Here is a 12,202-nt window from a genome sequence, read left to right on the forward strand (position 1 = left end):
TTCGTCCCGATCAGCGGATGGCGAAGACGGCCTCAACCTCGACGGGGGCATCGAAGGGAAGGCTCATGATACCGATGGCGATGCGGGCGTGCTCCCCTCGCTCGCCGAAGGCCGTGGTCATGACCTGTGAGGCCGCGTTGATGATGGCCGGTGCGTCGGCAAAGCCTTCGTCAGCGGCGACGAAACCACCCAGCCGGACGCAGCGCTCGACGCGGGCGAAATCGCCCTGGCAGGCGTGCTTCAACCAAGCCAGGACGTTGAGGCGCACAGTTCAGCGGCTTCCCGAGCCTGATCGACGGAGACGGCGCCCGGTACGCGGCCCACCCAGACGGGCTTGCCGTCCCTGACCGGCAATTGGCCGGACACATGAACGATCCCGCCATGCACGACATAAGGTTTGAAGGCCGCCGCAGGCATTTGGAGATCCGGCACGTTCTGAAGAAAATCGCGGTTCAAAACCATGTGAAACCCACCTTGCAACAATGAGGAAGGGATGTCGGAGACGCGGGACTATGGCAGTCTCGCCGTGCCGCCGCGCGCGCAAGGGCGCCATGTTTGCGCGTTCTCCCGCCAATCGCGGCGAAGGCCCTCGACAGCCACGGGGTCCGCGTCAGCTGGGGCGGCCATTTTGGCACTCTTGCGACAGAGGTTGGCGCCTGCTCGCGGGCAGGATCGACAGAAGGCGGATAGTCTCCTGTGCGAACAATTATGGGAGGCCACAATGAAAATCCACGCGAGCGATCGGCTGGAAAGGCTGCCGCTTTGTGGTTATCACCGGTTCCTTCTTCTGATCATTGGCTTGGCGTTCTTCTTCGATAATCTCGATCTGGCCATGATGACGTACCTTTTGGGATCGATAAAAACGGAATTCGGACTGACGACAGCCGAAGCCGGCATGTTGGGAAGCGCCAGCTTTGTCGGAATGGCGATCGGCGCGGTGTGCTCGGGACTGTTCGCGGACCGGTTCGGGCGGAAACCGCTCTTTCAAATCAGCATGATCGTGTGGGGTGTGGGCAGCTATCTGTGCTCCACGGCGACGGATCCTCTGATGCTTGGGGTGTACCGATTCATCCTTGGGATCGGCATGGGGATGGAATTGCCGCTGGCACAGACGTTGCTCTCCGAATTCATTCCGACGAAGAAGCGCGGCAAGTATTTGGCGCTCATGGATGGAAAACTGGCCCATCGCGTTCATTTGCGCCGGATTGCTTTCCTACATGGTGTTGCCGAGCTATGGCTGGCGCACGATGTTCGAAATCGGCGCGGTTCCGGCGCTCTTCCTATTCGTCGTCCGGCGTTTCGTGCCGGAGTCCCCCCGCTGGCTGGAATCGCAGGGACGGGCCGACGAAGCGTCGGCCATCGTGGATCGCATCGAAGAGAACGTGAAGAAGAGGCTGAAGCTCACCCAACTGCCTCCGGTGCTCGCCAGAACAGTGGGGAGTGAACCGGCATCGATTGGCCTGCGTGACCTGTGGACCGGCGTCTACCGCCCCCGCATCCTGACGGCATGCGCATTGTGGTTCTTTGCGCTTCTCGGCTTCTACGGGCTCAGCACCTGGCTCGGCGCCCTTCTTCAGCAAACCGGCCTCGACGTGACGAAGTCGGTTCTCTACACGGTCTACATCTCCACCGGCGGTATCCCCGGTTTCCTGTGGGCGGCCTGGGCCGTTGAGCGCTGGGGCGCAAGCCGACCTGCATCATCACGCTGATCGGCGGAGCCCTCGCCGTCATGGCGTATGGCTACGTCGCCATGGCCAGCTTGAGCGTTCCGGCTCTCTTCGCATCCGGCTTCTTGATGCAGTTCTTTCTGTTCGGTATGTGGGCCGTCCTCTACACTTACACGCCGGAACTCTTCCCAACGGGAGCGCGTGCGTCCGGTTGCGGCTTGTCCTCCACGGCCGGCCGTCTGGGTTCCCTCATCGGCCCAACCACCGTCGGCATCATCCTGCCCGTCGCCGGCCAGACTGGAGTGTTCGGGTTGGGCGCTGCCTGCTTCGTGATGGCCGCCCTGGTCGTCTACAAATTCGGCATCGAAACCCGCGGCAGGTCGCTGGAAGAGATCGCGACCCAAACGGATGACGTGACGACCGAGCCGGCCCTCGCTGGTTCCCGGCAGCAGTCTACCTGACAGCCGGCCCCGGCCGCTCCCGGCCGGAGTTGGAAAAGGCAACAGGGTTGGCGGGAGAGCGTACGAACCTGGCGCTCTCCCGCGCGCGGCCACAAGGCGGACCTGTCACAGTTTGGCGCGATGGCCGGCGGCGTATTGCATCAGCTCCACGTTAAAGATCCCAAATACCCAGATCGACCTGGAAAGATCTCAAGATCTTCAATGTGGAAAATCAACCCCATGGACGAGTTTTCAACATGACGAGAATGATGGCGATTGAAGCGGCGGTGCATGTCCTGGAAAAGGAAGGCGTGTCCGTCTGCTTTGGCGTCCCCGGAGCGGCCATCAATCCGTTCTACGCGGCGCTGCAACGCAACGGCCGCATCGGCCATGTGCTGGCCCGCCATGTCGAGGGCGCTTCCCACATGGCCGAGGGCTACACCCGGGCCACCGCGGGCAACATCGGCGTGTGCGTCGGCACCTCCGGCCCCGCCGGCACCGACATGATCACCGGTCTCTACTCGGCCTCCGCCGACTCCATTCCGATCCTGTGCATCACCGGCCAGGCGCCACGCGCCCGCCTGCACAAGGAGGACTTCCAGGCCGTGGACATCTCGTCCATCGCCAAGCCGGTCGCCAAGTGGGCGGTCACCGTGCTGGAGCCGGGGCAGGTCCCCTACGCCTTCCAGCAGGCGTTCCACCTCATGCGCTCCGGCCGCCCCGGCCCGGTGCTGATCGATCTGCCGATCGACGTCCAGATGGCCGAGATCGAGTTCGACCCCGACACCTACCAGCCCCTGCCCGTCTACAAGCCGGCGGCGACCCGTTCGCAGGTGGAAAAGGCGCTGGCGATGTTGAACGAGGCGAAGCGGCCGCTGCTGGTGGCCGGCGGCGGCATCATCAACGCCGACGCAAGCCCGGCGCTGGTGGAGTTCGCCGAGACCATCGGCGTGCCGGTGATCCCGACCCTGATGGGCTGGGGCACCATCCCCGACGACCACCCGCTGATGGCCGGCATGGTCGGCCTGCAGACCGCCCACCGCTACGGCAACGCCGCCATGCTGGCGTCGGACTTCGTGCTGGGCATCGGCAACCGCTGGGCCAACCGCCACACCGGCTCCGTCGACGTCTATACCAAGGGCCGCAAGTTCGTGCATGTGGACATCGAGCCGACCCAGATCGGCCGTGTCTTCGCGCCCGACCTCGGCATCGTGTCCGACGCCGGCGCGGCGCTGGCCCTGTTCGTCGAGGTCGCCAAGGAGTGGAAGGCGGCCGGCAAGCTGAAGGACCGGTCGGAGTGGGTGGCCACCTGCCAAGCCCGCAAGCGCTCCATGCTGCGCAAGTCGGACTTCGACAACGTGCCGATCAAGCCGCAGCGCGTCTACCAGGAGATGAACACCGCCTTCGGGCAGGACGTCTGCTACGTCTCGACCATCGGCCTGTCGCAGATCGCCGGCGCGCAGTTCCTGCACGTCTACAAGCCGCGGCACTGGATCAACTGCGGCCAGGCCGGCCCGCTGGGCTGGACGCTGCCGACAGCGCTGGGCGTCTGCGTGGCCGATCCGAAGCGCAAGATTGTCGCGCTGTCCGGCGACTACGACTTCCAGTTCCTGATCGAGGAGCTGGCGGTGGGCGCGCAGTTCAAGCTGCCCTACATCCACGTCCTGGTGAACAACAGCTATCTCGGGCTGATCCGGCAGGCGCAGCGCGCCTTCCAGATGGACTTCCAAGTCCAACTCTCCTTCGAGAACATCAACGCCCCGGAAATCGGCGTCTACGGCGTGGACCACGTCGCGGTGGCCGAAGGGCTGGGCTGCAAGGCCATCCGCGTCACTGACCCGGACCGCATCCAGGAGGCTTTCACTCAGGCGCAGAAATGGATGGGCGAGTTCCAGGTCCCGGTGGTCGTCGAGATCATCCTGGAGCGCGTGACCAACATCGCCATGGGCACGGAGATCAACACCATCACCGAGTTCGAGGAAACCCTCGATCTCCCTACGGAAGAAACCGCGACCGTTCTGGTCTAACCGGCTGGAAGTCGAATGTCCGCCACTTGTCCGCGAGAAGACGAATCATGCCCAGATTTGCCGCCAATCTGACGATGCTCTATGGCGAACATGCGTTTCTCGACCGATTTGCTGCCGCCGCACGGGATGGCTTCAGCGGCGTGGAGTACCTGTTCCCTTACGCCTACCCCACGGAGGAACTGGCCGAGCGCCTGCGCCGATACGGACTGACGCAAGTCCTCCACAACCTGCCGGCCGGCGATTGGGAGGCCGGTGAGCGCGGCATCGCCGTGCTGCCGGACCGCGTCGGTGAATTTCAGGATGGCGTCGGACGGGCGATCGACTATGCGACCGCACTCGGCTGTGCCCAGGTCAACTGCCTCGTCGGCAAGACTCCTGCGGACATCCCCGCTGATGTCGTCGAGCGCACACTGCTGGACAATCTTTCCTTCGCGGCCCGTGCCCTGAAGGCGGCAGGACTCCGCCTGCTCATCGAGCCGGTCAACACCCGCGACATCCCAGGCTTCCATCTTCGCACCACCGCCCAGGCGGAGCGCGTGATGGACGCTGCCGGGTCCGACAACCTCTACTTGCAGTACGATGTCTACCATATGCAGATCATGGAAGGTGACCTCGTCCCGACGATCCAGCGCCTGCTGCCGAAGATCGCGCATGTGCAGATTGCCGACAACCCCGGCCGCAACGAGCCGGGCACCGGAGAGATCAATTATCCCTTCGTCTTCGATGCAATCGATCGCCTCGGCTACGAGGGATGGATCGGCTGCGAATACAAGCCGACCGCCGGCACCAGCGCCGGCCTGTCCTGGCGCCCCGCGCCGGACCGGACGGGTCAATAAACAGCGGACAATTCGACAGGAGGAAAACAACATGAAAGTCGGATTCATTGGTCTCGGTATCATGGGCGCCCCGATGGTTGGGCACCTGCTCGACGCCGGCCACACCCTGCACGTCTACGACATCAATCCGGTTCCGGAAGACCTGACCGGCAAGGGCGCGACCGCCTGCGGCTCCAGCCGCGAGGTCGCGGAGAAGGCTGACATCGTCTTCACGATGGTCCCCGACACCCCGCACGTCGAAGCCGCCCTGTTCGGCGCCAACGGCGTCGCGGCAGGGCTGATGCCGGGCAAGATCGTGGTGGACATGTCGTCCATCTCCCCGATCGAGACCAAGTCCTTCGCCAAGCGGATCAACGACCTGGGCTGCGACTATCTCGACGCGCCGGTGTCGGGCGGCGAGGTTGGCGCAAAGGCCGCCTCGCTGACCATCATGGTCGGCGGGCCGGACAAGGCCTTCGAGACGGTGAAGCCGCTGTTCGAGAAGATGGGCAAGAACATCACGCTGGTCGGCGGCAACGGCGACGGCCAGACCACCAAGGTCGCCAACCAGATCATCGTCGCGCTGTCCATCGAGGCGGTGGCCGAGGCCCTGCTGTTCGCCTCCAAGGCCGGCGCCGACCCGGCAAAGGTGCAGCAGGCACTGATGGGCGGCTTCGCCTCCTCCCGCGTGCTGGAGGTGCACGGCGAGCGCATGGTGAAGCGCACCTTCGATCCGGGTTTTCGCATCGAACTGCACCAGAAGGACCTGAACCTCGCACTGAGCGGCGCCCGCGCGCTCGGCCTATCGCTGCCGAACACGGCGACGTGCCAGGAGTTGTTCAACGCCTGCGCCGCCAACGGCGGCAAGGCCTGGGACCATTCCGGCATTGTCCGCGCCCTGGAACTGCTCGCCGGCCACGAGGTCGGCCAGAACCACCGCGCGGCTTTCTAATCACGGTGGTCTGCATGGGGGCGGCAAACCCTCGGGAACCCGGCGGCGTCGCCCGTGTGCGGAGGGCCGATAAGGCGCCGGCCAACATTCCCCTAGCCAACATTCCCAATGAACGGTCACTTGAGAATGCAGCCAAAAGAGCTTTTGCAGGCGATGTTCCGGGCCGCGGTCGCGGCGGCATCGCCCGATCAATGCGTTCCGCCACATCTGCCCGATCCGCCCAGGGGGCGCACCGTCGTGGTCGGTGCGGGAAAGGCGGCCGCCGCGATGGCGCGGGCGGTGGAAGGCCATTGGTCAGGCCCCTTGTCCGGCTTGGTAATCACCCGCTATGGCCACGGAGTGCCGACCCGTGTCATCGAGACGGTTGAGGCTGGCCATCCCGTGCCCGATGCGGCCGGCGAGGCGGCAGCCCGCCGCATCCTGGCGCTTGCCGGTGAGTTGGGGCCTGACGATCTCCTGCTTTGCCTGATCTCCGGCGGGGGCTCCGCCCTGCTTGCCCTTCCGGCGCCGGGAATTTCCATCGCCGACAAGCAGGCCGTGGGTAAGGCGCTGCTGCGGTCCGGCGCATCGATCGGGGAGATGAACTGCGTACGCAAACAGTTGTCGGCCATCAAGGGCGGCCGCTTGGCTGCCGCCACGCGTGCGCAGGTCGTAGCCCTGGTGATTTCCGACGTGCCGGGGGACGATCCCGCGGTGATCGCTTCCGGCCCCACGGTGCCCGATTGGACCACCGCCACCGACGCGCTGGCGATCCTGCGGAAATACGCCATCGAACCGCCACCGGCGGTGGTTCGACACCTGTCGGCGGTCCGCGTCGGCGGCGAAGCGTCGAGCGAGATGCGCGGGGATGTGAGAACCATCATGATTGCCACGCCACAGATGGCGCTGGAGCGTGCCTCTGGGGTGGCTTGGGGCGCCGGCTATAAGTCGCTGATCCTGGGCAACGCCATCGAAGGCGAGGCGAGCCAGACCGCGCTGGTCCATGCCGGAATCGCCCGCCAAGTGGTCGAGCACGGTCAGCCAGCGTCAGGGCCCTGTGTGCTGCTGTCCGGTGGCGAGACCACCGTGACCGTGCGGGGCCGAGGCCGTGGCGGACGCAATGCCGAATTCCTGCTTGCGCTCGCCGTTGCGCTCGACGGCATGCCGGGTGCGCACGCGCTGGCCGCCGACACTGACGGTATCGACGGCACGGAGGACAATGCGGGCGCACTGCTCGCCCCCGACACTCTGAAGCGCGCGGCCGCGCTGGGCATCGATGCCAAGGCGCGTCTGGCGGACAACGACGGGTATGGATTCTTTCAGGCGCTTGGCGACCTTGTCGTGACGGGTCCGACGCTGACCAACGTGAATGATTTCCGAGCCATTCTGATCGACGGCCGTGCGCCGCCGTCCAAAGGGAAGGGGTGAGCGATGCGCCGTCAGCGAAGCACCAAGATCGTGGCCACCCTCGGCCCCGCGAGTTCGACACCCGAGACCATTCGTGCGATCCATGATGCGGGTGTCGATGTCTTTCGGCTCAATTTTAGCCATGGCAGCCATGACGATCATGCGCTCCGCCACACCATCATCCGTGCCCTGGAACGGGAGGTGAAGCGCCCGATCGGCATCCTTCTCGACCTTCAGGGGCCGAAGCTGCGCATTGGCCGTTTCGCCAAAGAGCGGGTGCAGCTGGAGGCGGGGCAGCGTTTCCGGCTCGACACCGCCAATGTACCCGGCGATGCCTCGCGCGTGACGCTTCCGCACAGGGAAGTCTACGACGTGCTGGTGCCCGGCGTTGACATCCTTCTGGACGACGGCAAGATGCGGTTGCAGGTCGAGCGGTGTGGTGGCGATTTTGCCGAGACGGTCGCGGTCACCTCCGGCGTCCTGTCGGACCGGAAGGGGGTGAACCTGCCCGGCGTCATCCTGCCGTTGTCGGCCCTGTCCGATAAGGACAGAGGCGATCTGGAATTCGGCCTTCGCCTGGGCGTCGACTGGATTGCCCTGTCTTTCGTGCAGCGCCCAGAGGATGTGGCCGAGGCGCGGGACCTGATTGCCGGGCGGGCCGGGATCGTCGCCAAGATCGAAAAGCCGGCGGCGATGGCGGCGCTGGGCGCGATCATCGAGATGTCGGATGCCGTGATGGTGGCGCGCGGCGATCTGGGCGTGGAGATGCCACCGGAGGACGTTCCCAGCGCCCAGAAGCGCATCGTCGCCCAATGCCGAACGCTCGGCCGTCCGGTGATCGTTGCGACGCAGATGCTGGAATCCATGACGGCCGCGCCGGCGCCGACGCGGGCGGAAGCCTCCGATGTGGCAACCGCCGTCTATGACGGCGCCGACGCCGTGATGCTCTCAGCGGAATCCGCTTCCGGCGCTTATCCGGTGGAGGCCGTGACGATGATGGACCGCATCGTCCGCCGTGTGGAACAGGACCCGCTGCACCGCCGGATCACCGGCGCCGCCCGGCCCGAACCCGAGGCGACGACCGCCGACGCTATCACGACCGCCGCGCGGCAAGTTGCCGCCACGGTTGGGGCTGTGGCGATCGCGGCCTACACCACGTCGGGGTCGACGGCGTTGCGCGCCGCCCGCCAGCGGCCGGGCGTTCCGGTGCTGGGCCTGACGCCGGCCCTCTCCACCGCACGCCGCCTGTCGCTGGCCTGGGGGGTCCATGCGGTGCACACCGCTGACGTGGGCGATTTTTCGGAAATGGTTCGCCGGGCCTGTTGGACTGCGGTGCACGAAGAACTGGCCGGTCCAGGCCAGCGTCTGGTCATCACCGCCGGTGTGCCTTTTGGCACGCCGGGCGCCACGAATGTTCTTCGGGTGGCAAGCGTCAAAGCCAGCCATGGCCTGTCCGACGAGGCATCCGCTGAGCTGGTCCCCGTTTCCCGGACAGTCGGATAAGCTTGGTTCGCCCATAATGAAGGACGGACCCGATGACGGGGAAACGGAAGCGGTATTCGGCGGAGCTCAAGGCAAAGGTGGCGCTGGAGGCGATCCGGGGCGAGCTTACGGTGTCGCAGTTGGTCGCCAAGCACGGCGTCCATCAGACGCTGATCAACGCTTGGAAGAAGCAGGCGATCGAGGGCATGGCCGGGGTGTTTGTTCTCCGGCAAGGCGGAGGCGGCCGAGACCAGTCATCAAGGCGAGGTGGAGAAGCTGCACGCCATGATCGGCCAGATGGTCGTGGAGCGGGATTTTTTGCGCAAGGCCTCCGGTCGATGAGCATCGGCCGGAGGTGAGAGCTGATCGAGCCGGAGCATTCACGCCTGACGATCGTGCGGCAATGCGAGCTGGTTCCCATCAGCCGCTCCAGCTACTACGGGCCGGCCAAGGGCGAACCGGCTGCGAACCTGAGTTGATGCGGCTGATCGACGAGCAGTTCCTGGACACGCCCTGGTACGGCAGTCGGCAGATGACCCGGCACCTGCGCCGACACGGTCATGAGGTCAACCGCAAGCGGGTTCGCCGCCTAATGGCACGGATGGGCCTGCGGGCCGTCTACCAGCGTCCGAAGACAACGGTGCGGCATCCGGAACACAAGATCTGGCCATACCTGCTGCGCGACCTGACCATCGACCGCCCCGACCAAGTGTGGTGCTGTCGCCATCAGTGGAAAGCTGATCCGGGTCATCAGGTGAAATCTGACCCACCGTCGTAGTCTGGGCCCTTTACCGGAGGGCCCATGCTGTTGGCGGAGGAGGCGATCGGTGTCCTTCAGGTGGCGATCACGTCAAGGGTCGGGCAGGCGATCATGCATGACTTGCGGGTGCGCGTTTACGCGCATCTGCAATCCCTGTCCCTCGGGTTCTTCATGACGACGCGGACGGGCGAGGTGCAGTCCCGCATCGCCAGCGACATCGGCGGTCTGCAGGCGCTCGTCACCCACACCGCAAGCGAGTTGACGCGCAACGTCAGCACGGTGGTGATGACGATGATCGCTATGCTGGCGCTGGAATGGCGACTGGCGCTGTTCTCATTTCTGGTTCTGCCGGCCGCGATCTGGATCAGCCATCGTGTCGGGAAGGTGCGGGAGGAGATCACCTGCGAGCAGCAGCTTCGGATCGCCGATATGTCGTCGATGGTGCAGGAATCCCTGTCGATCTCCGGCATCATCCTCGCACGTACGATGGGTCGCACCGACCATCTGACACGGCGGTTCGTCCGCACCTCCGAGGGTGTGGCGGTGCTTGAGGTGCGATCCCACACCGCTGGGCAGTGGCAATGGGCGGTGATCGACTTGGTGCTGCAGGCTTTGCCGGCGTCGACCTTGCTGCTCGGCGGCATTCTGATGAGCCAGGGGACAGCGGTAGTGACCATCGGCACGATGGTCGCCATGGTCGCCTTGCAGGAGCAATTGCTCTGGCCGTTGGAGGAGGTTCTGAGGTCCGGCGTTGAGATCAGAACGACGCGTGCCTTGTTTGCGCGCATCTTCGATTATCTCGACCGGCCGGTCGAGATCCGTGAACGGCCCGATCCAACCGTTCTTGATCGTAAGAGCATCCGTGGCGCGATCCGCCTCCATAAGGTTAGCTTCGCCTACGACGGGTCTCAGCGGCCGACAATCGACGATGTCTCGATCGACATTCCTGCCGGATCTCATGTGGCGATCGTGGGCGCGACCGGATCGGGGAAGACGACGCTCGGCTACCTTCTTGCCCGGCTCTACGATGTGGATGCGGGCTCGATCTGTTACGACGGCGTCGACGTTCGCGATCTGAGTTTCCAGTCGATGACGGACATGCTCGGGGTGGTCACCCAGGAACCGTACCTGCTCAACGCGAGCATCGCCGACAATTTGCGTTTCGCCAGACCGGATGCCTCGGATGAGGATCTGATTGCAGCCGCCAAAGTCGCTCAGGTCCACGATATGATCTCGGCGCTTCCCAACGGCTACGACACGCTGGTTGGGGAACGCGGCTATCGTTTTTCCGGTGGCGAGAAGCAGCGCATCGCACTGGCGCGTACAATCCTCCGGCGTCCCCGTGTGTTGCTGATGGATGAAGCGACCAGCGCGCTCGACCCCGTCACAGAGCGGGCGATGTCGCAGGCGCTTGAAACGATGGGCAGGGAGTGCACCACGATCACCATCGCCCACCGTCTCTCCACAGTCCGGCATGCCAACCGGATCTTTGTGATGGATCATGGGCAACTCGTCGAGCAAGGCAGACATGATGAGTTGCTTGCACTCGGCGGCGTCTATGCCGAAATGGTCCGCTCCGTTCTCTAACCGGCCTCATGGATTGTTGAGGCCTGGATCATGCAGCCATTGGTTGGGTTCGGGCGCAGGCGCCATGGGCATCACGGCGGCTCGCAACAATTTTTTATCCTCCATCAAATCTCCACACGACCTCAAACGAAACGCAATCAGGCGCCTTTAGATTGCCGGCGTTTTTGCCGATACAGGTATTTGCCACTGCCCGGCGATCTTCAGGTATGTCTCATCCACGTACCAGCTCCGACTGATTTTGCCCTTGCGCCCTTTGCGCAAGGCCTCGGTGAGCGCGCTGCGCCAGCTTGGCTTCCCAGTCGCGCACCGCCTCGTGCGAGAAGACCAGTCCGCGCGGCAGCAGGACTTCTGCCAAGTCGCGCAGGCTGAGCTTCATCCGGAGGCACCACAGCACAACAAGAATGGCCACATCGGTGGGGACCTGCAGCCGGTTCAGCAGCGAGCCCGTGCGCTCGTTGAACTGGCGTCCGCACCCGCGGCAGCGGAAGCGCCGGTACCCGTGGACCGTGCGGTCTGAATGCTCGATGGTCGCGGTCGAAGAGCAGTGCGGGCAGTGCATACGGCACCTCCTGAAGGGAGGTGATCCTCTACGGCAGCGCCAGCACGACGATCAAGCTGGCGCGAAACCTGCCGGAACCCTCCGATTGCCGTCTCTGCTGCGCGTGCGCGACCTGATCGCCGCCGCCCCCTCAACACCGCACAGCGCCGAGTCACTGGAGCGCGTGTCGTGCCTGGACCGGTGGACGTTGGCGCGCCAATTCCGAGCGGCGTTCGGCACCAGCCCCAGCGCGTTCCGAACCATGCGGCGGCTGGATTGGGTGCGCCGGATGATCCGGGACGGCATGCCATTTGCCGAAGCAGCGGTGGAGGCCGGATGCGCCGACCAGAGCCATATGTCGCGGCTGTTCAAGCGAACCTACGGGCTGACACCGGTCCGTTGGGCGGCGGCGCTGTCGCCCCGCGCCTGAGCACACCGCGCACCGCACCTCTGGCGGGCCTGTCCGTTCGTGAGCCTGTCGCCGTGCCGCACTCCCGCCGGAGACCAACGGCAAGACCGGCAAGGAGGCGGCTGCGGAGCCGGTTTGC

At 64.9% G+C, this 12,202-nt stretch carries 10 protein-coding genes and 3 pseudogenes; 10 read left to right on the forward strand and 3 right to left on the reverse strand.

Features of this window, described 5'->3' with window-relative positions; translation table 11 throughout:
* Positions 1-10: 10 nt before the first annotated feature.
* Positions 11-244: a RidA family protein gene (locus tag F1643_RS21565; protein WP_206692312.1), complete on the reverse strand. Its 234-nt coding sequence runs from the start codon at positions 242-244 to the stop codon at positions 11-13.
* Positions 241-462: a RidA family protein gene (locus tag F1643_RS21570; protein WP_206692313.1), complete on the reverse strand. Its 222-nt coding sequence runs from the start codon at positions 460-462 to the stop codon at positions 241-243. The genes F1643_RS21565 and F1643_RS21570 overlap by 4 nt, the downstream gene beginning before the upstream one ends.
* A 373-nt stretch (positions 463-835) precedes the next feature.
* Here F1643_RS21570 and F1643_RS24365 point away from each other — a divergent pair.
* The 9 genes and pseudogenes from F1643_RS24365 to F1643_RS04040 form a co-directional block, all read left to right on the forward strand.
* A pseudogene (locus F1643_RS24365) lies at positions 836-1,108 on the forward strand (MFS transporter); the annotation flags it as partial.
* Between the two features lie 109 nt (positions 1,109-1,217).
* A pseudogene (locus tag F1643_RS22150) lies at positions 1,218-2,128 on the forward strand (MFS transporter).
* Positions 2,129-2,364: 236 nt separating this feature from the next.
* On the forward strand, positions 2,365-4,134 hold the full coding sequence (gene gcl, locus F1643_RS04010; protein ID WP_137106414.1) for a glyoxylate carboligase: 1,770 nt from the start codon (positions 2,365-2,367) through the stop codon (positions 4,132-4,134).
* A 47-nt stretch (positions 4,135-4,181) separates the two neighbouring features.
* Positions 4,182-4,970: a hydroxypyruvate isomerase gene (gene hyi / locus F1643_RS04015; RefSeq protein ID WP_194910944.1), complete on the forward strand. Its 789-nt coding sequence runs from the start codon at positions 4,182-4,184 to the stop codon at positions 4,968-4,970.
* Positions 4,971-5,001: 31 nt separating this feature from the next.
* Positions 5,002-5,901, forward strand: a complete 900-nt coding sequence (gene glxR, locus F1643_RS04020; RefSeq protein WP_211106789.1) for a 2-hydroxy-3-oxopropionate reductase — start codon at positions 5,002-5,004, stop codon at positions 5,899-5,901.
* A gap of 126 nt (positions 5,902-6,027) precedes the next feature.
* Entirely contained in the window at positions 6,028-7,308 is a 1,281-nt protein-coding gene (locus F1643_RS04025) for a glycerate kinase (RefSeq protein WP_206692315.1), read from the forward strand.
* Between the two features lie 3 nt (positions 7,309-7,311).
* Positions 7,312-8,790 carry a pyruvate kinase gene (gene pyk, locus F1643_RS04030; RefSeq protein WP_194910948.1) on the forward strand — a complete coding sequence of 493 codons (1,479 nt, stop codon included), beginning with the start codon at positions 7,312-7,314 and terminating at the stop codon, positions 8,788-8,790.
* A gap of 32 nt (positions 8,791-8,822) precedes the next feature.
* Positions 8,823-9,487: pseudogene (locus F1643_RS04035) on the forward strand (IS3 family transposase); the annotation flags it as partial.
* Between the two features lie 84 nt (positions 9,488-9,571).
* Entirely contained in the window at positions 9,572-11,116 is a 1,545-nt protein-coding gene (locus F1643_RS04040; RefSeq protein ID WP_194910950.1) for an ABC transporter ATP-binding protein, read from the forward strand.
* 211 nt (positions 11,117-11,327) lie between these two features.
* Here the strand turns inward: F1643_RS04040 and F1643_RS22155 are convergent, their stop codons facing one another.
* The gene (locus tag F1643_RS22155) at positions 11,328-11,675 is read right to left on the reverse strand and encodes a hypothetical protein (RefSeq protein ID WP_194911192.1); all 348 of its coding nucleotides are present in this window, start codon (positions 11,673-11,675) and stop codon (positions 11,328-11,330) included.
* Between the two features lie 85 nt (positions 11,676-11,760).
* On the opposite strand from F1643_RS22155, the gene F1643_RS22160 reads away from it, so the two are divergent.
* Positions 11,761-12,084, forward strand: coding sequence for a helix-turn-helix transcriptional regulator (locus tag F1643_RS22160; protein ID WP_255542381.1), 324 nt, complete (start codon positions 11,761-11,763; stop codon positions 12,082-12,084).
* Positions 12,085-12,202: the final 118 nt, after the last annotated feature.

The sequence above is a fragment of the Azospirillum sp. INR13 genome, assembly GCF_015390205.1.
Classification (GTDB): domain Bacteria; phylum Pseudomonadota; class Alphaproteobacteria; order Azospirillales; family Azospirillaceae; genus Azospirillum.